The sequence below is a fragment of the Streptomyces sp. ICC4 genome (genome assembly GCF_003287915.1).
GTDB classification, from domain to species: Bacteria; Actinomycetota; Actinomycetes; order Streptomycetales; family Streptomycetaceae; genus Streptomyces; species Streptomyces tritrimontium.
Genome location: NZ_CP030286.1, coordinates 6856863 through 6878773, shown reverse-complemented (window position 1 = coordinate 6878773; position 21911 = coordinate 6856863). Strand labels below are relative to the sequence as shown.

Annotated in this window: 25 protein-coding genes and 1 pseudogene; 9 read left to right on the top strand and 17 right to left on the bottom strand. The window is 69.6% G+C overall.

The features are described from left to right. Window positions 1–115 precede the first annotated feature (115 nt). The 3 genes and pseudogenes from DRB89_RS32235 to DRB89_RS43290 all read right to left on the bottom strand — a co-directional run. Window positions 116–490 (bottom strand): annotated as a pseudogene (locus DRB89_RS32235) (CAP domain-containing protein); the annotation flags it as partial. A 338-nt stretch (window positions 491–828) separates the two neighbouring features. Beyond that, window positions 829–1128 carry a hypothetical protein gene (locus DRB89_RS32230; protein ID WP_112451765.1) on the bottom strand — a complete coding sequence of 100 codons (300 nt, stop codon included), beginning with the start codon at window positions 1126–1128 and terminating at the stop codon, window positions 829–831. 90 nt (window positions 1129–1218) lie between these two features. Then, complete coding sequence (locus DRB89_RS43290; RefSeq protein WP_162688813.1) at window positions 1219–1395, bottom strand: hypothetical protein; 177 nt, start codon at window positions 1393–1395, stop codon at window positions 1219–1221. Window positions 1396–1629: 234 nt separating this feature from the next. Here DRB89_RS43290 and DRB89_RS32225 point away from each other — a divergent pair, with 234 nt between their 5' ends. Continuing rightward, window positions 1630–2172, top strand: a complete 543-nt coding sequence (locus DRB89_RS32225; RefSeq protein ID WP_239516436.1) for a GNAT family N-acetyltransferase — start codon at window positions 1630–1632, stop codon at window positions 2170–2172. Window positions 2173–2520: 348 nt separating this feature from the next. Beyond that, entirely contained in the window at window positions 2521–3522 is a 1002-nt protein-coding gene (locus tag DRB89_RS32220; protein WP_112451763.1) for a hypothetical protein, read from the top strand. Window positions 3523–3542: 20 nt separating this feature from the next. On the opposite strand, the gene DRB89_RS32215 is transcribed toward DRB89_RS32220, so the two are convergent. Together DRB89_RS32215 and DRB89_RS32210 are read right to left on the bottom strand one after the other, a co-directional pair. Then, on the bottom strand, window positions 3543–6698 hold the full coding sequence (locus tag DRB89_RS32215) for a DEAD/DEAH box helicase (protein WP_112451762.1): 3156 nt from the start codon (window positions 6696–6698) through the stop codon (window positions 3543–3545). A 137-nt stretch (window positions 6699–6835) separates the two neighbouring features. Further along, the gene (locus tag DRB89_RS32210) at window positions 6836–7837 is read right to left on the bottom strand and encodes an SEC-C metal-binding domain-containing protein (protein WP_112451761.1); all 1002 of its coding nucleotides are present in this window, start codon (window positions 7835–7837) and stop codon (window positions 6836–6838) included. 56 nt (window positions 7838–7893) lie between these two features. Between DRB89_RS32210 and DRB89_RS32205 the strand changes: the two genes are divergently transcribed. The 5 genes from DRB89_RS32205 to DRB89_RS32185 all read left to right on the top strand — a co-directional run bounded on the left by DRB89_RS32205 (window position 7894) and on the right by DRB89_RS32185 (window position 12150). Next, the gene (locus tag DRB89_RS32205) at window positions 7894–8697 is read left to right on the top strand and encodes a class E sortase (protein ID WP_162688812.1); all 804 of its coding nucleotides are present in this window, start codon (window positions 7894–7896) and stop codon (window positions 8695–8697) included. A gap of 263 nt (window positions 8698–8960) precedes the next feature. After that, a complete protein-coding gene (locus DRB89_RS32200) occupies window positions 8961–10337 on the top strand; it encodes a transposase (RefSeq protein ID WP_343234710.1) in 1377 nt (458 codons plus the stop codon). A gap of 168 nt (window positions 10338–10505) precedes the next feature. Then, complete coding sequence (locus tag DRB89_RS32195; RefSeq protein ID WP_239516434.1) at window positions 10506–10892, top strand: DUF6412 domain-containing protein; 387 nt, start codon at window positions 10506–10508, stop codon at window positions 10890–10892. Between the two features lie 114 nt (window positions 10893–11006). Beyond that, a complete protein-coding gene (locus tag DRB89_RS32190) occupies window positions 11007–11585 on the top strand; it encodes a hypothetical protein (RefSeq protein ID WP_112463521.1) in 579 nt (192 codons plus the stop codon). A gap of 100 nt (window positions 11586–11685) precedes the next feature. Continuing rightward, complete coding sequence (locus DRB89_RS32185) at window positions 11686–12150, top strand: hypothetical protein (RefSeq protein ID WP_112451745.1); 465 nt, start codon at window positions 11686–11688, stop codon at window positions 12148–12150. 395 nt (window positions 12151–12545) lie between these two features. Here DRB89_RS32185 and DRB89_RS32175 read toward each other — a convergent pair whose 3' ends face one another. The 3 genes from DRB89_RS32175 to DRB89_RS32165 form a co-directional block, all read right to left on the bottom strand. Next, on the bottom strand, window positions 12546–12914 hold the full coding sequence (locus DRB89_RS32175) for a VOC family protein (protein ID WP_162688811.1): 369 nt from the start codon (window positions 12912–12914) through the stop codon (window positions 12546–12548). A 204-nt stretch (window positions 12915–13118) separates the two neighbouring features. Then, a protein-coding gene (locus DRB89_RS32170) for an IS5 family transposase (protein WP_204357869.1) occupies window positions 13119–13996 on the bottom strand; the annotation gives its coding sequence in 2 pieces (ribosomal slippage) (window positions 13119–13601 and window positions 13604–13996; 876 coding nt in all). 7 nt (window positions 13997–14003) lie between these two features. Continuing rightward, on the bottom strand, window positions 14004–14585 hold the full coding sequence (locus DRB89_RS32165) for an AAA family ATPase (RefSeq protein ID WP_112451743.1): 582 nt from the start codon (window positions 14583–14585) through the stop codon (window positions 14004–14006). 332 nt (window positions 14586–14917) lie between these two features. On the opposite strand from DRB89_RS32165, the gene DRB89_RS32155 reads away from it, so the two are divergent. After that, window positions 14918–15403 carry a hypothetical protein gene (locus DRB89_RS32155; RefSeq protein WP_112451741.1) on the top strand — a complete coding sequence of 162 codons (486 nt, stop codon included), beginning with the start codon at window positions 14918–14920 and terminating at the stop codon, window positions 15401–15403. A gap of 347 nt (window positions 15404–15750) precedes the next feature. Here DRB89_RS32155 and DRB89_RS32150 read toward each other — a convergent pair whose 3' ends face one another. After that, the gene (locus DRB89_RS32150) at window positions 15751–16554 is read right to left on the bottom strand and encodes a hypothetical protein (RefSeq protein WP_239516433.1); all 804 of its coding nucleotides are present in this window, start codon (window positions 16552–16554) and stop codon (window positions 15751–15753) included. Window positions 16555–16639: 85 nt separating this feature from the next. Continuing rightward, entirely contained in the window at window positions 16640–17203 is a 564-nt protein-coding gene (locus DRB89_RS32145) for a papain-like cysteine protease family protein (protein ID WP_112451739.1), read from the bottom strand. Window positions 17204–17469: 266 nt separating this feature from the next. Here DRB89_RS32145 and DRB89_RS32140 point away from each other — a divergent pair, with 266 nt between their 5' ends. After that, complete coding sequence (locus DRB89_RS32140) at window positions 17470–17694, top strand: hypothetical protein (RefSeq protein ID WP_112451738.1); 225 nt, start codon at window positions 17470–17472, stop codon at window positions 17692–17694. Between the two features lie 96 nt (window positions 17695–17790). On the opposite strand, the gene DRB89_RS32135 is transcribed toward DRB89_RS32140, so the two are convergent. The 7 genes from DRB89_RS32135 to DRB89_RS32105 form a co-directional block, all read right to left on the bottom strand. Continuing rightward, window positions 17791–18201 (bottom strand): DUF6415 family natural product biosynthesis protein, encoded by a 411-nt coding sequence (locus DRB89_RS32135; RefSeq protein ID WP_162689007.1) that lies wholly within the window; start codon window positions 18199–18201, stop codon window positions 17791–17793. Between the two features lie 44 nt (window positions 18202–18245). After that, a complete protein-coding gene (locus DRB89_RS32130; RefSeq protein ID WP_112451736.1) occupies window positions 18246–18425 on the bottom strand; it encodes a hypothetical protein in 180 nt (59 codons plus the stop codon). A 95-nt stretch (window positions 18426–18520) separates the two neighbouring features. Beyond that, window positions 18521–19168, bottom strand: a complete 648-nt coding sequence (locus DRB89_RS32125; RefSeq protein ID WP_112451735.1) for a helix-turn-helix transcriptional regulator — start codon at window positions 19166–19168, stop codon at window positions 18521–18523. A gap of 27 nt (window positions 19169–19195) precedes the next feature. Then, a complete protein-coding gene (locus DRB89_RS32120) occupies window positions 19196–19720 on the bottom strand; it encodes a DUF6879 family protein (protein WP_112451734.1) in 525 nt (174 codons plus the stop codon). Next, the gene (locus DRB89_RS32115) at window positions 19689–20015 is read right to left on the bottom strand and encodes a hypothetical protein (protein ID WP_343234640.1); all 327 of its coding nucleotides are present in this window, start codon (window positions 20013–20015) and stop codon (window positions 19689–19691) included. The genes DRB89_RS32120 and DRB89_RS32115 overlap by 32 nt, the downstream gene beginning before the upstream one ends. After that, window positions 20012–20503: a DUF402 domain-containing protein gene (locus DRB89_RS32110; RefSeq protein ID WP_239516432.1), complete on the bottom strand. Its 492-nt coding sequence runs from the start codon at window positions 20501–20503 to the stop codon at window positions 20012–20014. The genes DRB89_RS32115 and DRB89_RS32110 overlap by 4 nt, the downstream gene beginning before the upstream one ends. A 135-nt stretch (window positions 20504–20638) precedes the next feature. Next, window positions 20639–21271 (bottom strand): DUF2461 family protein, encoded by a 633-nt coding sequence (locus DRB89_RS32105; RefSeq protein WP_239516431.1) that lies wholly within the window; start codon window positions 21269–21271, stop codon window positions 20639–20641. Between the last annotated feature and the right edge of the window lie 640 nt (window positions 21272–21911).

The following is a 21911-nucleotide window of genomic DNA, read 5'->3' as shown; positions in this document are numbered from 1 at the left end:
AGAGCGGGCGGGACACGCGGGGCACGGCCGCGCGGCGCAAGCCGCGCTCGGCCGTGCCCCGCGGGCGTTCAGGGGTCCGGACCGGGATCCGAAGCCGGGTACGAGAAGCCGGGTACTAGAAGCCGAAGTCCTGCGTCCACCACGGACCGCCGGAGGCGTTGTGCATGCCGACGCCCAGGGTGCGGAACTCGCAGTTGAGGATGTTCGCCTTGTGGCCCGGGCTGTTCATCCAGGCCTTCATGACCGCCTGCGCGTCCCCCTGGCCGCGGGCGATGTTCTCGCCGCCCATCCCGGAGATCCCGGCCTTGGTGGCCCGGTCCCACGGGCTGTTGCCGTCGGGGTCCGTGTGGTCGAAGAAGCCCCGGACGGCCATGTCCTTGCTGAAGGCTCCGGCCAGCGCCGCCAGCGGCGGGTTCGCCCGGACCGGGACGCAGCCCGCCTGGGCGCGCTCCTGGTTCACCAGGGTGAGTACGGCGGCTTCCTCGGCGGAGTGCCCGGTATCGGCCGGCGGCCGTCCTCTATACACACCTGACCCCGCCGGGGGGAGACGAGGCGCAGGGCGGCCATGCAATACAGCAGCAGGCGTGCGGTGCGGCCCTGCGGGGTCGTCAGCAGGAACGGCAGCACGGGTGCGGCGGGGGCGACGGGCGGTGACACAGCGCCCTGAACGCTGCCTGGTGGCCCGCGCCACGGCGCGCGGCGGGGGATCGGGGGGCGGGGGGATGAGGGCTCCGGGGGATGCGGGCTCCGGGGGCTCGGGCTCCCCGGGCTCCCGCTCCCCTGCTGCTCTCTGCTCCCCGCTCCCGTTCCCCTGCTCCCCGCTCCGGGTCAGCCGCGGTCCGCGACGGCCCAGGACGCGGCGGCCACGATGCCCGCGGCTCCGAGCACGGCCGGCCAGGCGCCGACCTTCTTCGCCAGCGGGTGCGCGCCCGCGAAGCCGGCGAGGTACAGCGCGCCGAGCCCGGCCGCCGCGGGGGCGCCGCCGCGCTTGTGCCACTCCAGCCCGGCCACGATGCCCGCGGCACCGAGGACGACACCGCCGAGCGGGCGCTTCTTGGTCCACCGGGCGACGGCGTACCCGCCGACCAGGCCGGTGGCCGCCACAACGGAACTCGGTACCCGTGCCATGCCCAACTCCCTCACGCCATCGACTCGTACGGCCACGTGCCCGTACACCCGTACGCTTTCACATCCGCGCGCCAATTCGCCCACCCGCCGCTAACCCGGCCCCTTGACCACCCGTCGGGCACCCAGTCCGCCCAGCACCAGCACGGCGCCGCCGATCACCGGATCCGGCACCGCGTCCCGTACGCCGCGCGGCAGCACGGCCACCACGCCCAGGACGAGGAGGAACGCGAGCCCGCACCCGGCGGCGGCCCGTAGCAGTCTGTCCACGTGCTGCTCAACGCGCCGCCCGGCCGCCCGACACGGACCGCGTCGAGGGGATTTGTCGCACACTCGCCGGATCCGTGCGATGTCTGCCCAGGCAACCCGATGGGCATAAATTCAATCTCCCACCCAAAGGGGCAAACCACCTCGGCCCCTTGGAGCACAACCGCCCCTCCACTCCACTCCACTCCACTCCACTCCACTCCCCTCCCCGACCAACACACCAGGAGCCAGGACACAGTGATCTGCTACGGACAGGCCGTCCTCGACCTCGCGGACGAACTGGTCGACGTCTACGCCGACGTCTTCTCCGCTCCGCCGTGGAACGAAGACGAAGAAACCATTCGCCAGTTCGCCACCCGCCTCCCGGCCGATGCCCGGCGCCGTGGCTTCCGCACCGCCCTCGCCCAGTCCGCCACCGGCATCGACGGCTTCGCGACGGGCTGGATCACCCTGGCGGCCTTCCCGAAGAACCGCGCGTACGCCCAGGTCGCGGCGCAGCTCGGACCGGCCCGGGTGAAGGAACTCCTCACCGGGGCGCTGGAGATAGACGAACTCGCGGTACGCCCCTACGCGCGCGGCCGCGGCACCGCCCGTGACCTCCTCACCGAGATCACCACCGACGCCCCGGACCGCCGCGCCTGGCTGCTGACCAGCCGGCTGGCCAGGGAGACGGTGGCCACGTACCGCCGCCTGGGCTGGCACGAGGTCGAGGCCCGGCCGGGCACGGAGACGGGCGTGATCGTCTTCCTGTCCCCGGAGCACCCGAACCGCGCGGGGTGAGGGCGGACGGGGGCGGGCGGCACGCCGCGCGCCCCGACCACGGCCGGGCGCCGGCCGCCTGATTCCCGCACACGGCGCGCCGGGGGAGTCCGGACAGCCCGGCGGGGGCATACCGGGGCCATGAACCCCACCACGCGCACCAGCCCCGCCCGGCACGCGACGAAGCCCACGCCGACAAGGCCCAAGCCCCGCACATCACCCCCGCACACGGCTGCGCCCCCGCGCACGGCTGCGCCCATGTACACGGCTGCGCCCGCGCCCCGCACATCACCCCCGCACACGGCTGCGCCCACGCGCACGCCCAAATACACGGCCACGCCCACGGCTTCGCCGACTCCCCCCACCCCCATGGCGCGGCGCCAGCTCAACCTCGCCACGCGCCACCAGCTGACCACCAGGGCCGGCATCCCGCCGGGCACGATCACCTCCCGTACCCGCCCCGGCGGCCCCTGGCAGCGCCTGCTGCCCCGCGTCTACCTCCTCCAGACCGGGCCCCCGGACCACCGCCAACGCGCCCTGGCGGCCGTCCTCTACGCCGCCGAGCCCGCCGCCGACCCGCTCTCCGGCGATACGGCCGCCCTCACCGGCGCCGCCGCCCTCTCCCTCCTCGGCATCCGCATCCGCGAAGCCCCGTACCCGCCCGCCGCGCCCGCCGCGCCCGCCGACGTCCTGATCCGCGCCCCGCGCCGGCTGGCGTCCGTGGACGGGGTCCGCCCGTTCCCGACCGCCCGCTGGCCCCGCACCATCGCCGTCTGCGGCATCCCCAGCACCCGCCCGGTCCGCGCGGCCGCCGACTTCGCCGCCCGCTGCGAGGCCCCCGACACGATCCGCTCGGTCCTGGCCCAGGTGGTCCAGTCCGGCTGGTGCCACCCGCACGACCTGCACACCGAACTCCGCTCGGCCCGCCTCCTGAGCCGCCCGGCGATCCGCGAGGCCGCGGCGGAACTGGTCGCCGGAGTCCGCTCGATCGCCGAGGCCCGGGCCCGCGACACCCTGACCGCCACCGACCTCCCGACGCCCCTGTGGAACGCCCGCCTCTACACCCCGGACGGCACCTTCCTGGCGAGCCCGGACGCGTACTGGCCCGAAGAGGGCGTGGCCCTGGAAGTCGACTCGGCGGAATACCACTACACCCGTGACTCCTGGCAAGCCACCCTCCGTCGCCGCCTGCGCCTGGAGTCGCACGGAGTCCTGGTGGTCAGCGCCACCCCTTCGATGATCCGCGACACCCCGACGGAGGTCCTCGCAGCCCTCCGCACCCTCCTGATCCTGGCCAAAACCCGCCCCACCCCACCCACAACCCACGCCCGCGGCCACCAACAGCTCACCCTCTTCCCCGGGGCGAGGTGACGGCTGCGGGCCAGGACTCCTCAGCCCGCGATGGCGGAGTACGAGGAGACGTCAGCGGGGATCTCGTGGTGCAGCCGCCACTCGATCCCCATCGGCTTGCTGCCCTGATGGCGGACGTATTCGGCGGGTCCCAGGAGCATCCACGCCTGGGGGCCGCCGATGTCGGTCTTCTTGAAGCGGCGGACGAAGAGGAGGACATGCGATCCCCCCTCCGTGTGGGTCCGGTACCGAATGCCGGTGGGTGAGGTCTCGGAGGTGCTGTTCTGTGACTCCCAGTGGAAGTGGAACTCGCCCAACGCGTAGTCCTTGTACTGGGTCTGGGGCGAGAAGTCCTTGACGTCCTTCTCCAGGGTGACCAGGAGGGCATCCGTCTGGATCTCCTCGCACCACTTCACGCCTTCCCGGAAGTGCCCGGGAAGGAAGCCGCCGAGAGCCGCCTGCCCCAGGGCAGGAAGGATCTCCTCGCGGCTGTACGAAGCGTGCACGGTCAGCGGGAGCGCCGCGTGGTCGCCGGTCAGCGGAACGGGGACGTGTTCGGTCCGGTCCAAGTCATGGGCCAGGACCTGGCGGAGTTCGTTACGGAAGGCGTGCTGCGGCCGAAGGGACGCGAAGGCCTCTTCGTAGGTGGTGAATTCTGCTCCGAGCGGCCAGAGGGAGAAGAAGAACATGCGGGCGTAGGCCTGCTCGTGCTCGTCGAGATCGGAATACGCCGGGGCATCGTCGTCGAGGAAGGAGGCGTAGGCCTGTACTCGGGCGGGATCGTCCACGTGCAGGAAGGCCGAGACCCGCCTGAGGAGCACTTCTTCGCCCTCCGGTGCGGGGGTGGTGAGCAACTTCGCTCGGCGCAGGAGGCCCGTCCAGGAGTTGCCGTTCCCCCGGTACAGCTCGTTGATCTGGCGGCCGCTCTCCTTGAGGAAAGCAGCCAGATCCGCCTGCGCGTACGCGGCTACCTCTCGGGCGAGCTGGACGACGTTCACGTTGATCTGGCTTCGGATGTTCTCGATGATCCGGTCCTTCGCCTTGCTCTCGAGAACGATCTGGCAGCCGGCCGGGAGCTGCGGGAAGTCCTTCTCGATGGCGGCCAAGAGCCGGTTGCGCGTCAGGTTGGTGAGGGCGCGGAACTGCTCCTCGAAGCGGAACTCCTTACGGTGCTGCCCGATGAAGTCGAGGACGGTCAGCACCGGCTTGTTCTCGCTGCGGCGCAGGCCCCGGCCCAACTGCTGGAGGAACACGGTTGCGCTGGAGGTGGGCCGCAAGAGGAGCAAGGTGTCTACGTCAGGAACGTCGAGGCCCTCGTTGAAGAGGTCCACGGAGAAGATCACATTGAGTTTGCCGGCCTTCAGCGCTTCGAGAGCGGCCCGACGCTCCTCACGGGGAGTTTCGCCGGACAGGGCCACGGAGGTGAACCCCGCGAGGTTGAAGAAGTCGGCCATGAAGTGCGCGTGCGCCACGGACACGCAGAATCCGAGGGCGCGCATCGTCTCCGGTGCGTTGAGCTTCTCCTGAAGGGCGCGAACGACCAGTCGGGCCCGTGCCTCGTTGCCGGTGAAGAGAGAGCTGAGGGCGTCGGAATCGTAGGATCCCCGCTTCCACGCGACGGCGCTCATGTCGGTGCTGTCGGTGATGCCGAAGTAGTGGAAGGGGCAGAGCAGGTCGTTCTCCAGGGCCTCCCACAGGCGCATCTCGGCGGCAATGCGTCCCTCGAAGAACTCGTCCTGGACGTTCAGACCGTCCATGCGCTCGGGGGTGGCCGTCAGCCCGAGGAATTCATTGGGGGAGAAGTGATCGAGGACCCTGCGGTAGGTGGGGGAGGTTCCGTGGTGGAACTCGTCGATGACGATGACGTCGAAGTGTTCTGCGGAGAGCCGTTCCAAGGTGCGGGCGTTCAAGGACTGGACGCTCGCGAAGACGTTTTCCCAATCCTTCGGAACCTTCCCGTCGCACAACAGCTCGCCGAAGTTGGCGTCGTCGAGGACGTCCCGGTAGGTGCGCAGGGACTGTTCGAGGATCTCCTTGCGGTGGGCGATGAACAGCAGACGGAGATCGCGCCCCAGCTTCGCTCGCAGGCGTTTGAAGTCGAGCGCCGCCATGACGGTCTTTCCGGTCCCCGTCGCCGCTACGAGCAGGTTCGCGTGCCGGTCGTGCACCGTGCGTTCGACTTCGAGCCGCTCCAGCATGTCGCGCTGGTGCGAGAAGGGCTGGATGCCCAGGCCCGACAGGCTGATGACGCGGGCGGCGTCACGGTCCTTGCTCGACCCACCTGCGATGTCGAGAGCCCTGTCCAGGCGGTCGGCGTCGCGGTCCGGATCGTAGGGCTCGAAGGCCCGCTCGCTCCAGTAGGCGTCGAAGGTGGCTTCGAACTTCCGTAGTACGTCCGGTGTCGCGATGCCGGACAGTCGGACGTTCCACTCCAGCCCGTCGAGCAGCGCTGCTTTGGAGAGGTTGGAACTCCCGACGTACGCGGTGTCGAAGCGGGAACGGCGGCGAAAGAGCCAGGCCTTGGCGTGCAGACGCGTGGAGCGAAGCTCGTAGTTGATCTTCACCTCGGCGTTGAACTCGCGCACGAGCCGGTCCAGAGCCTTGCGCTCGGTGGCGCCGATGTACGTCGTGGTGATGACGCGGATGGGAACGCCCCGGGCGGCAGCTGCCTTGAGCGGCTGCTCCAGTACGCGCAGTCCGGTCCATTTCACGAAGGCGCACAGCAGGTCGATGCGGTCGGCGGTGGCCAGCTCGGCCCGGAGCTCCGAGCCAAGGCTCGGGTCCTCGGGCGAGTTGGTGATGAGGGCCGTCTCGGACAGCGGAGTGGAGGGTCGGATCGAGTAGCCCTGGGACGGTGCACTGCCTGCTACGGCGAGGAGTTGGCGCGGTCCCTCCATGATGGGACCGACCCAGCTCTCGGATTCCTTGGGCCCCGCGAACGTGCTCAGGGACCGGAGGATCTCGTTCGCCGCGTGCACCTGGTCGCTGGGTGCCAGCCTCTTCAGGACTTCGCCGATCGCGTGGGCAACGTGTCGGGTCAGTACGTGCTGAGAGGACTCGCCGCTGACTTGATCGGCTATGACGACGCTTCCCGCGGCGATGAGTTCCTGGAGCTGTTCCTCGAGCCCTGTGGTGATCAGCGTTTCGTGCAGTCCGGTGACGGGCTTCGAAGGGCTCGGGTGGTTGCCAGACGTCACGGAATCTCCTCGGGGGTTGATCGTCGCAGCCCCGTTGTATCAAGGCCGACTGACAACACCTGTCGGAATGTGACCCGAAAAGCCCTGAGAGAGATCCACTTCAGTCAGGTTGTGACTGGTTTTACTCACTCACTCACTCACTCACTCGTGCCGTGGCACTCCGCGTACGGCTTGCCCGACTGGCACCAGCACGTGGACGTGCCCGTCGGGGGCCACGGGGTGGCTTTGCCTCGGGCCGCCAGGGTCGTGGCGTACTCGACCAAGAGCGAGGGGGAGGACGGGGAGGTCTTCTCCGAGGCCGCGAAGGCCTCGTACGAGGGGACGCTCGCGGTGACGATGCCCAGGTTGGTCGTGCCCGAGGCGGCCAGGGTGCGCAGGGAGGCTTCGACCTGTGCCAGGTGGGCGTCGTGGGAGGGGTACTCGGCGGCCAGCGTCGGGTACGAGGTCAGGAGCTCCGCCAGCTCGCGCGCCGGCCAGTGCAGGATCGCCACCGGGAACGGGCGGGAGAGCGCGGCGCGGCGGTCGCCCAGCTCGGCGCGCAGGCGGGCGATCTCGGCGCGGAGCTCGGCGGGGTCGTCGGAGCCGAGGGCCCAGATGCGCTTGGGGTCGTGGAGTTCGTCCAGCGGGATCGGGCCGATGTGGCGGGTGTCCGCGACCATGTCCCAGTCGTCGTGCGGGAGTCCGAGGAGGCGGCGTACGCGGTGGCGGCCCGTGAGGAGCGCGGTGGTCGCCCGGGTGAGGGGGGCGTTGTCCGGGGCGAGCAGGGTGGCCGCCTCCGTGAAGCACTCGTGGGAGGCTTCCAGCTCGTCGTGGGCTTCGAGGGCCTCGGCGATGACTTCCCAGGGCGCCGGGTCCGAGGGGGCCGCCGCGCGGATGCCGGAGATCAGGGCGCGGGCCTCGGGCTCGTGGCCGTACTCCCAGAGGTTGGCGGCCTGGAGCGCCTTGATCAGGGAGGGGTCGGCCGGTTCGGCCGCGAGGAGTTGGTCGTAGAGCGTGCTCGCCCGCTCGCGTGCGTCGGCCAGTTCGAGGTGGGCCGCGGCCTGGAGGAGCAAGGGCTCCTGGTCCTCGGGGTAGCGGGTCGCCGTGCGGATGAGGCGCTCGGCTTCGGCGATGTGCTCGGCAGGCGTGTCGGGGCGCATGGTTCACACCGTACTGCGGCTGGTCAGTTGACGGGGGAGGACTTAGGGTGCCGCCCGTGCGAGATCACGTGCGGGTCGTGGTGCAGGGGAAGGGCCGGCGGTCGCGCCGGGCCGGTCTCGCGGGGGCGCTGTGGGCGGCGGCCGAACTGGCCGTCACCGTCGGCATGGTGGTGATGCTGCTGGTGGTGCACCAGGTGTGGTGGACCAACCGGCAGGCGCTCGCCGCGGCCCACGAGCAGGTCAGGGAGCTGGAGAGCGAGTGGAGCGAGTCGTCCGCCGCCCCGCCGCCCGACTCCGGCGCCGCGTCCGAACCCGCGGCCGAAGCCCCGGCGGAGCCCTCCGAGGCGCCCGTCGTCACGGACCCGCCCGAAGGGGCGGCCCCCGCGCCGGCGCCGTCGCGCGCCGCCAAGTCCCCGGCGCGCGAGGCCGCGTACGGTGTCCTGCGCATCCCGCGCCTCGGCGTCGTCGTGCCCGTCGCCGAGGGCGTCGACAGGCGGACCGTCTTGGACAAGGGGTACGCCGGCCACTACGTCGGAACCGCCCAGCCCGGGGCGCAGGGGAACTTCGCCCTCGCCGGGCACCGCAACACGCACGGGGAGCCCTTCCGCTACATCAACCGGCTCAGGGCCGGGGACGAGTTGATCGTCGATGTGAAGGGGAAGAGGTACGTGTACGTCGTGGGGAAGACGCTGGCCGAGACGAGCGAGCGCGACACCGGGGTGATCGCGCCCGTTCCGCACAGCACGGTCAAGCCGGACGCCGGATACGGCGAGCCCGGCGCGTACATCACGCTCACCACCTGCACGCCCGAGTACACCTCCAAGTACCGGCTCGTGGTGTGGGGAACCCTCAAGCGTTGACGCGGGTACGGTCTGGTCGATCGGGGCGACCTTCTGACGTGCTTGCCGTCTAGCTGCCCTCGGGCGGTGATCACCGGTGAGCGCCGCGTACGTCGTGGGGGCCTCGCTCAGTAGGCGGTGCGCAGGCGTGCTCACTGGGACTGACACGATTCTCGAGGTCTCCTCGATTTGATCGAGATGTGCATCGGTGATCACTTTTGCCATGAGAACCGAGTATTCCGGTGTCGCGGGAGGCCAATGTCCGTCATTCCTCGATCTGGGCCGTGTCGGTCGCAACTCGTCGGCAGGATGGAGGTGTGAAGGCGGACGCAGGGCGTAAGTATCGTGCGTACCCCACCGCGGTCCAGGATGAGGTCTTGAGCGGGTGGGGGCATACTGCGCGTGCTCTGTGGAATGTCGCTCTGGAGCAGCGGGTGTATCTGTGGGAGCAGCGTCGGTACACCCTGCGCTCCACGGAGCAGTGCAAGCAGTTGACGGCCGCCCGTGCGGATCTAGACTGGATCGGTGACTTTCCAGCACAGGCGGGGCAGCAGGTCTTGCGCCGTCTCGACCAGGCGTACGACAACTTTTGGAACCCCGCGCATTCTGCTGGGTTTCCGGCGCGGAAGAAGCGCGGGCACCGCCTGTCGATCCCGTTTCCCGGGCAGGCGGTGGAGGTCCGCAAGCTGAACCGCAAATGGGCCGAGGTGCGTCTGCCGAAACTCGGCTGGCTGCGGTTTCGGCTCTCCCGTGCGATCGGGGGCACCATCCGTAACGCCACGGTCTCCCGGGACGGCAACGGCTGGCACATCAGCTTCGGCGTCCACACCGGCCGCAAGCCGGACGCACCGAACGGGAAACCGTCGTGCGGGGTAGATTTCGGCGTCGCCGCATCCGCGTTCGTGTCCACCGAGACCCAACCCCGGCTCATGCCCCCGACGCTGACCGCCAACGAGAAGAAGCGGCTGAAAGTGCTGGAGCAGCGCAAGGCACGCCAGATCGCCTACGCGAAGAAACACAGCGGAGGGAAGTACAGCCGTCGTCTGCGCACGACGATTACCCAGATCGCGAAGCTCACCATCCGGCGGGCCAACCGGCGCCAGGACTTCACGCACAAGTTCACCACCGACCTCGCCAAAAACCACGGCCTGATCGGTATCGAGGACCTGCGCGTGAAGAACATGACCAAGTCCGCGAAGGGCAGTGCCGAGGCGCAGGGGAAGAACGTCCGGGCGAAAGCCGGGCTGAACAGGTCGATCCTCGACAACACCCCCGGGGAGCGGCGCCGCCAGCTTGAGTACAAGGCCTGCATGTACGGGTCCGTACTCGTCGCCGTGCCGCCGTTCCACACCTCCCAGACCTGCGGCAACCCTGCCTGCGGGAAGGTCGATCCCGAATCCCGCAAGGGATGCGGCCGGCTGTTCGCCTGCATCCACTGCGGACACGAGGACCACGCCGACCACAACGCCTCGGTCGAGATCGAGGCCCGAGCCCGCCGGACGGGCGGCTCGGACATCGACAGCACGCGCAGCACCCCCAGGGTGCGAGTCCCGGCCACCAGCCGGAGGCGGATGCGTGAAGCCCGCCCACGCGAGCTAGGGGGAATCGCCCGGTTTCATCGGGGCGAGGATCGTCAAAACGTGCTGCTCTTCGTGACGTGAAGGGGCTGGCTGGCGCGAAGTCCAACCTCTGGTCCGCTGCCCGGGGACGATCCGGTCCCCGTGGTCGTTGTCGATGGTGCGGGCTAGGATCGATCACGAGTGTGATCGCGAGTGCGAGTACACGGGCGTACGGGAGTTCGTGCGCGGGAGGGGAAGGGGGTGGTCTGCATGGCTGGGGAACGAAGCGGTGGTGGGACCTCGCCGTCCCTCTCTGTCGTATCCGGCTTCGCCGTCTTGTCCGCGCTCGCCCGGAGTTCGGGTGCGAGGGCGTTCGCCCGGCTGGGCCCGCTGGTGCTGCTCGGGGGAGTCCTCGGGCTGTTCGCCGGCGAAGGCGGGCTGGGCACCGTGGTGGCCGTGCTGTCGGTCACCGTCGCCCTGGGCTCCGCGGCCATGGCCGCCGCCGCGCGTCTGGTCCGGCCCGTGCCGCCGCACCGAATACGCACCGCGATCCGTGATCGCGAGCAGCGCACGGCGTTCCTGCCGCAGCGCGATCCCGACGCCTCGGGCCGGTCGCGGCCCAGGGCACCCGGCCGTCTGGTCCCGACGGCCGCGTAGGGGCGCGCAGTTCCTCTCGCCTTCTGCTGACTGATCACTGTCGTCGCCCCTCGCGGGTCGTCACGCCGAAACGCATTTCTTTCGACGTTCGACGAGACCCTTCGGAGGGCCCGCGTGTCCGTTTTCACTCATCTCGTAGCCCAGCTGGGCCGGCTCTTGGAGCCGCTGCTGGCCGATTCCGCGACCGCTGCCGCGATCGTGCTCTTCACCGTGCTCGTGCGGCTCGCGCTGCACCCGCTGAGCCGGGCCGCCTTCCGCGGGGCGACCCCGGTGGCGGGCTGCCTGCCCGTGCTGCTGCAGCTGCCGGTGTTCTTCGTGATGTACCGGGCGTTCTCCTCGGCGGAGATCGGCGGGGCCGCCAACGAGCTGCTCGGGCACCGGCTGTTCGCCGCGCCGCTGGGGGACCGGTGGGGCGACGCGCTCGGCGAGGGCGGCCTGTTCGGGGCGCAGGGGCTGGTGTTCCTCGGCCTGTTCGCGGTCATCGCGGCGGTGGCCGCCTGGAGCGCGTCGCGCGGGCGCAAGACCGCGGCGCTGACGGCTGCCGCCGCGATGACCGCGAACAGGCCCGAGCGGCCCACCACGAAGGCGGCACCGTCCCAATCCGTCCACTCAGCCAGCCCCTCAGAAAGATCCACGGAGCGATCCTGCCAGCACAGCATCAGACCCGGTGAACCTTTCCGGTCACAGCACTAGCTGCAGTCGTTCCCACGGACCAGGCCTCTACATGTGTAGAGTGCGGGCAGCATCCTCTACACATGTAGAGGGAAGCCTCGTTCGACTACAAGGAGCCACGGTGAGCGCGACCGTCACACCCGTCCTCGAGCGCAAGCCCCAGCCCAAGCCGCTGCGACCTTTCAGGGTCGGGGCCGGCGGCTTCCTCCTACTGGGCACGGGCCACCTCGCCTTTGCGGCCGCGGCGGCGCTGGACGACCCCACCCCTCAGCAGCGAGCCTCCTCGGCAGCCATGCGGGAGTCGAGCATGACGCTGCTCGGTCTGGAACGCAGCACCCTCGACATCGTCCAGGGCATGAGCCTCGCCATGGCCCTGTTCGTCATCGCGTGCGGGCTCCTCGCCCTCACCGTCGTCCGGCACGCCCCGGCACTGGTCGAACGGCGCACCGCCTTCGGATGGATCCCCCTCGTCGCCTCACTGGTGGGCCTGGCGATATCCGTCCTGCTCCTGCCCGTGCCGCCGATCGTCGTCCTCGCCGTCACCAGCTGCGCCTTCGCCCTGTCCTTGCGCCGGGCGACGCCCTGATCGGTGTCAACGCGGCCTCCGCGACGCGAAGCGTCTCCACAAGCCCGGGAACCCGCTCGCTGTCGCCGAAAGCGCGCGTATGAACCTCGCGCACGACCCGGTGATCGTCAGCGGTCTCTTGCCGGATCACCACCTCGGTACCGCTGGGAGCGATCCGGAAGCCTTCAGTCGCATCGTGTGACGTCATGGCCACGAGGCTAGGTCGCGGAGGAACTCGCGCGCGAGGCAATTGCGCACCACGCCGTAAGCGTCAGCTGAAGTCCCAGCTCGTCATGGTGGCCCGTTGGGCTTCCGCGACCTGCGTCTCGTATTCGTCGGCGGTCGTCATGGGGACACGCCGGCCCCACGGCTGCCGAGGGGGCACGGCGATGTCGTTCGGCCCGGACCGGCGACCGTCAGCGTACGGACAGCTCCGCCGCGACGATGACGTTGCCGTACAGGTCCTCGAAGTGCAGGGAGCCGCCCTCGCCCCCTTCCCGTTCGTCCCACACCCGCACGCCGTGATCGCGCAGGTGCCTGCCGGTCTGCTGCACGTCGGCCGTGTACAGGACGAGCAGGGGCTGTCCACCACACTGACGGCCGATCAGCTCACGTTCCCGCGCGGTGGTCGCGGGCATCAGCCAGAGGCCCACCTGCCCCTGGCCGGACAGGCCGATGTGCAGGTAGCGGTAACCGTCGACCGTTTGATCGTGCAGGACCGAAAAGCCCAGGACCTCTCGATAGAAGGCCAAGGCATCCGCGGCGTCCGCGACGAGCACCGACATGCGCCCGAGCGCGGAAAACGGGTTCCGATCGGGAGAGGGAGCCATGAGGAGAACCTCCGGGATGACGGTCGGAGCCGGGCCAGCCGACAACTACGTGAGTTACGCGTACCCAGCGTTGAGGGACGGTGGTGGTGGAGCAGCAGTAACGGTCAGACATCGCATCACAGTTACAAATGGGACTAGGGCGTGTATCGAATGTGCTGATCACAGCCACTCATGGATGGCTGCGATGAGAACGGTCGCTTCGTATCGGACCGCAAGCTTGTCGTACCTCGTGGCCACGGCCCGGTGTCGCTTGAGGCGGTTGATGCCGCACTCAACCGCGTGGCGTTCTCGGTAGTCGATCTTGTCGAACTTCGGAGGGCGGCCACCGCGCGAGCCGAGCTTCTTGCGGTTCCGGGCCTGGTCCGCCTTGTCTGGGATCGTGCAGCGGATGCCGCGCCTGCGCAGGTAGGCGCGGTTCTTTCGGGAGGCGTACGCCTTGTCGGCGCGGACCCGGTTCGGACGGGTGCGTGGCCTGCCCGGACCGGGGCGGAAGACGCGGATCTTCTCCAGGACGGCTTCGAACTGCGGAGAGTCCCCTCGCTGTCCGGCAGTGATCACGATCGACATCGGCTTCTGGCCCTGCTCGACGGCCAGATGCAGCTTGGTCGTCAGACCGCCGCGCGAGCGTCCAAGGCCGTGGTCGTACGGCTCCGCCGTGCCGACCCCGCCGGGCGGCTCCTTTTGCAGATCCCCCTTTCCCGCGCCCCGGCGGCGTGCTGGTGGGCCCGGCATACAGTGGAATCGACGTTGATGTCCCAGGTGATGAGTTCCTTGGCATCCGCCCGGACCTGAAGTTCGGCAAGGATGTTCTGCCAGGTGCAGTCCCGCTGCCAGCGGCGGAACAAGTCGTAGACCCGGCCCCAGGGGCCATACCGCTCCGGAACGTCACGCCACGGGACGCCGGTACGGGTCCGAAACCGTATGCCGTCGATCAGCTGCCGCCTCGTCCATATCGGCGGGCGTCCCGGCTTCTTGCCCCCGGGCAGCAACGGTGCCAGCCGCTCCCACTGGGTATCCGTCAGATCTCCACGCGCCACCGGGCGATCATCGCAGAGGCTGATCGACTTCAGAACTGGACGCCAGACCGGTCGCAGACAGGATCGCCTCGACTGTCTCTTCAACCGTCTGCGCAGCGTTGTCGATCCAGATTCCCTGCTGCCCGAGCTCGGAGCGCATCGCCTCATCCAGTGGCGACCAGTCCACGGCCAGCGCCTTCTCCCGAGCCTGGTTGCGCCGCCACGCCGTTGCCGGGCCAGGAGCGAGGACGACGATGTGGAGCGGCACGGCCGCCAGCGTCATGCGGTAGAAGTCAAGGTGGGAACGACGGACCACGACATCATCGAGCACCGGGATGAAACCGGCCCGCACGAAGCTGTCCGCCAGAAGGCACGCGTTGCGGGCCCGCAGGAAAATCTGCCGGTCGGCTTCCGCGTTCGCGGCCGGTGAGGGCCATTGCCCACCGCTGACGATCATCTGCTGGAGTGCGTCCACCTCGATATGGGCCGCCATCCGGAACCGGCCGGCCAGCGCAGCGGCCACCGTCGACTTCCCACTCCCCGGGATGCCGGTCAGTAGGACAGCCCCGGCGGCCGGCTCGCGGTCGACGGGCACCAGATCCAAGCTCATACGAGTTCTCCAAGCGCAAACGATCAAGACCTTGGGAGAATACGCGCTGCCCCATCACCCGCCCAGTCAGCGACCGCTTGATCCACTTTCGACACACGCCCTAGCGGTGTGAGTTGCGGTAATGGGCACGACGTTGGAATCGCCGACGGGCGCCGCGCAGAGCTCGGAGACGATCGCGAACGACGTCGTCACCATCGGCACGGCCATGGCCGGCGGCATCACCGCGTGCGTGGTCCGGCCGGGCGCCATGCCGTCGCGGATCTGCCGGCTCGGGCTTCACCTCCGCCTAGGCACGAGATGCACCCCCGCGACAGGGCTGTCAGGCTGGTCGTATGACGCTGGGTGTCTTCCCCGTCGGCCGTGTCCATCACGTCGGGCACGTCGAGTCGCGGGTTCAGGACGTGCGGGGCGAACCTGCCCTCCTGGAGGTCTACACGGGCTGGATCAACGCCGACGTGGCCGGGGTGGGCGGGCAGCTCGTGAGTATCGACTTCGCTTCATTCCTGCCGCACTCGGGAACGCGGGTCAAGCAGTACCCGCAGGAGCTGACCCCCGACGTAGCCGTCATCGCCGAGGTGCAGACGGTTGTTCACCAGGACGACGAGACCACCTGTCACGGCATCGACTTCGCCACTGTCGCCCTGGAGACCCAGCAGCAGCTGCCTGCGGACCCTCCGCCCCGGTGCCTCGTCCTGCGGGGCCGGTTCGCACTGCAGGACGTCCTGGTGAACAGCATGAGCTACCAGGTCACCCTGCTCTGGCCGCCCTACGACCCCCTCCCGGTCATCGACCTGCCGGCTCACGTGGGGCCGGGCTAGCCCCGACCCGGCGCGCCGGGTGAGGAACTCCAGAAGCAGCCGCGTGGTCTGCGCTGGCACGGGTCAGCCGCGCGCGCGGAGGCCCGCCATCCGGCCCGTGCCTGCCCGGCCAGGGAGCGCTCGCCCGGAGCGCGGCTGGCCTGCTCGAAGGCCTCCGCCGCTGCCTACGTACACCTCCGGGGTCAGGGTCAGGAGGCAGCAGCCGCAGGGGAAGTCTGCGCTCGGCCGGGCGGCATGGAGGCCCTGCAGGCTTTGCAATGCCCGGTAGTGGCGGTCCGGCTGGACAAGGATTCGCTCCGTCCCGGCTGGTTGCCGGGACGGAGCGAGGGGGCGTACGGGGGTTGGGCTCAGCGGGTGCTTGCGCGCCGGCGTCGGTGGAGCACGGCGGCTCCGCCCGCAAGGGCGAGTGCCGTGCCGGAACCGCCGGCGAGGAGCAGGGTGGATGACGAGGCGTCGTCCTCCGTGCGCTCGGGACCGTAGCCGCTGGAGTAGCCCTGGGTGTCGTACTCCGAGCCGGGGAGCTTGTCGGCGTAGCGGGCCTTGACCAGCTTCTGGTAGTCGCTGAGCGATACCGACGCCTGGCCGCCCAGTCCTTCCCGGGCTTGGTCGTTGAGTGGCTCGACGGTGGCGAGTTTGAGCTGGTACCAGCCGCGGTTCTGCGGTTCGGTGAAGACCAGCGTGCCCAAGGTGGCCTTGCTGGCGTATGTGGCGTCGCTGTCGCCGTCTCGCACGGCTGCCAGGTGCCAGCCGCCGCCCTGGGTGGGGGCGAGCATGACGGTGACGTTGCGGCCGTTGACGGTGGTGCTCAGTGAGGAGACCAGCTGCGTCAGCTTGATCGCCTCGGTGGGCAGTGGCTTGGCGGTGCCCGCGACGAACCCCGGGGTGATCTCGTTCAGTGCCACCGGGTCCTTGATCGTGAAGACCGGGAGGCCCTGGCACGGCTCGGTTGTTTCGGGGATCGTCTGCACCGGGCCGCCGGCACCCTCGGTGGGCACCGGAGTGCGCAGGAATCGGCAGACGGTGTTGCGGACGTCGGTGGACTTCACCGCGTTGAGGGCGGCCTGGTAGCCGGGGATGTCGGCCGGGAGGGGATCCTTGGCCGTGGTCGCGTGCGTCGGACCGACGACGGACAGCAGTGCGGATGCACTCACTGCGATGACGGTGGACAGACGGGAGAGGCGAGAGGCCGCCCACTTGGACATTTCGGTACCGCTGGTGTCGCGCATGTCGCCTGCCTTAGCGGGAGATACCGATGCGGGAATGGGTCCACTTGGACGAGCTGTTGCTCACGTAGTCGTTGTAGTTCCACCACGTGTACGTGGTGGTGTCCGGCCACGGGTCGGCCACAGCGATCGTGCTGTTCGCCGTGTCGAAGCCGTAGACCACGTTCATGTGGCCCCCGCCCGACGTCCACCCGATGCGGGCACCGATCGGTCGGGCCGCCTTGACGTCGGTGTACACCTGGTTGAACGTGGCCGCGCTGTTCAGGCCGGAGCCGGTGTGGGTCATGCCGAGGCTGCTCCACCCCTTGGCCATGTCGTCGAGCGTGGCAGGCTGGTTGTTGCAGCCGTAGTAGGGATTGGCCCGGCTGCAGAAGTCCGTCTGCGTGGAGCCGAAGCCCTGGAACTTGGCGATGGTCAGCCCGGAGGCGACCCAGCACCACTGGGTCTTCTCCTGCTTCAGCATGCTGATGGTGTCCTGGCCCGCTTCCGCGTGAGCTGTTCCTCCTGCGGCCGTGAGCGATCCCAAGGCGGCCAGCGCGATGGCCGACGCCGTGGTTCCGTACCTGAACCTGCCCATATTCCTGCCTTCCCCTGATGGGTACAACGAGACGAACGGGGCGATCTGGCAGGAATATGACAGCGCATCATGCCCGAGTCACATAAGGGCTTTGCAGGAAATAGCCCCCTACGGATTACTTCTCGGGTAATCATGGGAAATTGCCACTTATGGATCACCTCTATCTGCCGAAGCGGCGGGCGACTCACGATCTGCCCCTCGGCGGGCGCCATTGCCCCTTCGCGGGCGCGGCCGCACCGGCGTGGGGACTCCAAGGGGGCGGGGCCGTGGCAGTCGCGGCTCCCCACGCCTACTGCGTGGAGATCACCAACCAGGACGTGAACCTGTCCCGCCCCATTGTGGCGGCCATCCCCCGCGACCACGCCGGCCCCACCCTCCGGGCCATCGCCGGCGGCCGCGCGAACGGCAAGGGCGTCTCGGTGACCACCTACGCCCACACCGGGCGCCGGGCAGGCCACCGGCTTCCAACCTCCCACCTCGCCGTGCTCTGAAGACATCCTGCGCCAGGTCAGCGACCTGGTGGATGAAGCGAGCAACGCACTCGACACACCGACGAAGTAGCTGGAAGCAACCGTCCAGCCAACGGTTCAGCCCCCTTCCGGTGCAACCCTCTCCGGGGCGAGCGCGGCCTCAAGGCGGTCCAGCCGTTCGTAGAGTGCGCGGACCAGGCGGACACAGTTCTGGACGCAGCGCATCGTTCCCTCCAGCGTCGCGGACAGCTGGCCTTCCGCCTCGCGCAGGACGACGTCGGCGAGCACCCGGGACCCGCTGTCCTTCGGCAGCTGGTTCGCGCGGCGCCGTACGTCGGCGGCGACCGCGCGGGCGTGGCCGGTCAGCTGGAGGCCGATCTGCTCGTAGTCGCGGGTCGCGAGCGTGTCCTCGCCGGTCCAGGCGAGGACGGCTTTGACGAGGTACTCGTACGGTTCACGGTCGAGCGGGAGCTCCGCCTCGATGAGGCCGTCGGGGTCGTACAGGACCGTGTGGCTGCTGGTGTGCATGGCGGGCCTCGCTGCCGGGGGCGTCTCGTACGGGTGGTCGGCGGTCACCGCAGGGTGTCTTCGCCGTCGCCGAGCTCGTCGTCTTGGTCCCCGGTCGGCCGGGCGAGGAACCGGGCGAAGCCGCGGTCCGCGCGGGCGAGCAGGGCCGGAGAGGGCCGGCCAAAGTCGGGGCGCTGAAGACTGGGGCCGTCCGGTTCGGGGCTGGTGGGTGTGGGTGCGCTCATGGGCCACCGCCTCCGTGCTGGGGTGCGTCGCTGTTGTTCGACGCTACGGAGGTCACCGCTCGTTCCTCAGCGAGATTGCGGGAAATTGCGGAAGTTCACTCCAGGGCGTCGATCGCGGCCTCGATGAGGGCGCGGGCCGTGTCGCCGTAGACGGCCATCTTCGCGAGGGCGGCGAATGCCTTCGCGTAGTCGGCGAGCTCGCGCGGCTGCGTCACCTTGATCTCCGCCGTCAGCGTCTCCACCACGGCCGTGGTGTCGTCGTGGACGTAGAACGCCTCCAGTGGCCACACGGTGCGCTGCGCGGTGCCCTGGAAGCGGGTGATCTGGTTCATGAGGGCGGTGGCGAACGCCGGGGTCTGGAGGAAGCCGGGCGGGACGTTGGAGAGGTAGACGCGGCAGATGCGGGTCTGCTCGTGCAGGGCGTACCAGTCCTGTTGGACCTGGCGCATGCCGTTGCGGTGCAGGCGGCGCCACTCCATGTACATCGAGTCGACGGCGCGAGCGGTGGCGATCAGGTCCTGCGCCTGGCCGTCCGCGCCGCACGCCGCGCACCAGGAGCGGATGTCCGCGTCCGAGGGCAGTGCCGCGCCTCTTTGGATGCGGGTGGTCTTGGCGGGGTGCCAGCCGCACCGGGCGGAGAAGTCCTTCCCGGTGAGGCCGGCGTCCTTGCGCAGGTGCGTGAGCCGCACGGCGAGCGCCTCGCGGGCCGACTGGGCGCTGGACGAGGGAGAGGCGGTCGTCATGAGTGGCGGGCCTTGGGTGTGCGTCGGTCAGATGCGGTAGTCGGCGTGCGGAGTGGCCAGGTCCCATACCGAGCGGAACGCCTCGGCACACAGCTTGACCGCCTGCGGGTCTTCGGTGTGGTCGGGCTCCAGGGCCTGGCCGTCGCCGGAGAAGTTGAAGCGCACGATGCGGTCGTCGATGAGCCAGAAGTCGTTGCCGGGCAGGGCGAGCGTGGGGGCACGGCGGCGGGGAAGCCAGCGGACCTCTTCGCCGGCGCGGAGGTTGGCGTCGGTGATGGCGTGCTCGAAGCGGATGTACTCGGTGACGGGCTCGGAGACGATCCGGGCCCGCTGGACCTTCACTCCGCGGGCAACGGTCCGCTCGACCAGAGGCAGCCAGCCGCCCCAGTACTCCGAGTCGTCTGCGGGCACGCTGCCGTCCCGCCCGAACGCCTCGAAGACCTCCCGCTCCTCCCCCACCGCGTAGACGTCCCGCAGTTCCAGGTGCAGGGCGCGCTGCTGGGCGGAGTCGAGGAGGTCCTCAAAGCTGGGTGCCAGCGGCTTCTGCGGCATCACACGCCTTCCTGATCTGATCCACCATCCGGACCGAGATGCGGATGACGCCCTCGCCGTCCGCCGGCGGGCTGTCCTGACTGCAGGCGGCGCGGGTCGCCGCGTCGGCGAACTTGCCCTGCAGAACCAGCTCCGGCCCCTCCTTGGCGTCGGTGTCCACCCAGACCGCGGGGCAGTTACCTCCGCCCGAGTTCGGGTCCGTGCCGAAGAAAGGTAACGCCATGATCGCCTCCGGCGAAAGCCAGTTGCGGGGAGTTGCGCAATGACCGTCCCGCGCACCGGCCGCCTCGGTCAAGGGCGCGGCCTCACCGGCTCGCCGCCACCACTCCCCGGGCCGGCTTCCTCTCGCTGAGGCAGGCGCGGCGTGGGCCAGGCCGGGTTCCAGCGCCAGGCCGCACACCGGTCGGCGTCCGCGAACGGCCCGGCCCGTTTCTCGAGCATCGCGAGCACCTGGGCGCGGGCGAGCTCCACCACCTGGTGCTCGATGTCGGTCACGATGCCCAGGCGCCGGACGTGGGCGTACTCGTCCTCGTCCTTCCACGTCCACGTACTCAGGTCGGGGTCGATGACGAGGTCAACGGTCAGGTCGAAGGTGTCGAACCCGGCCTCGGTCCGGCGGATGGGGCGCTCGAAGTTGACGTACCAGTTCCTCAGCCCGGCCCCGGTGAAGAAGGCGTTGACGCTGAACCACGCCGCCCGCGGCTTCCACAGCAGCAGCTCCGTCTCCTGCCACACCCCGGGCGCCAGCTCCCACTCCCCCGTCGCCATCGCGTCGAATGCCACCGAGGGAGGCGCCGAGGGAGGTGGGCAGGAGGTCGAGCACGATGATGACCCGTACGGCGCGGAAGGGTGCAGTGCCGGTGCGCACGCTGCTCTCTGGGTGTCGTTCCTCCCGTGCCGCGCGGCGCCCTCGTGACGTCAGGAGGCGTGCTTCACGTGGTGGACCAGCCACATCAGCAGGGCGTCCAGGTCGTCGGCTGCCGAGAGGACCCGGTCGACCGCCTCGGGGGTGTGCAGCCACTCCTCGCAGCCGAGGGGACGGGCGGCGATCAGGGAACGGTGGCGCAGCAGGTTCGTACGGGAGTGGTTCGTCGGATAGCCGCGCGGGGGACGTTTCATCACGTCCCCGGAGATGTCGTAGCCCTTCTTCCGCACGTCCTCGACGATGGCGGACAGTTCGCGGCCGCTCCCCTCGGAGGCCACGGCTCTGCGGAAGCTGTCCACCTGGCCGGGATCGGGGTACCACCAGGCGCCCTGGATCCGCAGGCCGTCCAGGGAGAACCGGAGACCGATCTCGATCTTGCGGTCGAGCCGGATCACCGCGCTCTGGTGCTGCCACCACCAGGAGTCGGTGCGGTAGTGCCAGACGGAGAAGTCCTCGTATCGCGGGTCGGCGTCCGCGACCTCGTTGAGCAGGTCGATCATCGGCTGCCGGACCAGGCGTTCGCGGTCCGCGCGACAGCGCGCGCGGGTCGCGTGGGTCGGTTCGCCCTGGAGCTGCCACAACACGTCCATAGCCTGCTCAGGCCAGCCGGTGAACTGTCCGCGCATCCGGGCAGGTTAGCTCACCCATCGTCCGCGCGAGCGGAGTGAGACAGGGAGGAGGCCCCTCTGTCAGCCGACAGGCGGGGCTGGCCTTTCCCAGTCACTGAGTAGGAGTTCGAACCGGCCTGGGCGAGGTCAGCTGCCGATGGGTGTGAGGCATCCCCGGCCGTTCGGTCCGGTGCAACTTGGGGTCCCTTCGGGGAACGCGGGGTTGGTGAGGATCGGCCTCAGGGCCTCGATCAGTGCGGCGTCAGGCGGTGGTGCGGCAGCGACTCGCTGGTGGATGTAGGCGACGACTTCGTCGCCGAGGATGGCGTGTCAGCAGGCGCGGCAGGGCATGGGGATCCTCGTCTCGTGAGGCCCGGCTAACGAGTTCGTGCTGGCGTGTTCGGGCGCCGATTCCTACCCCGCACGAGTGCTGTCTGCACCCCGGTAGGCGATTCGGGCCAGGGCCGTGACGGAGTGCCGTTTCTGCGGTGAATTCGCACGCCCACCCGGGTGATCCGGATTCTGGAGGCGCTCCTCGGACTCGCCGAGGACTGCCCGAACGCCACCGTCGTCTACGAGCCCGCGCCGTAGCCGCCGCACGCGGCCCTGGGGTCAGCTGAGTCGGGATCCGATGCGGAATCTCATCTCAACGGCGGCG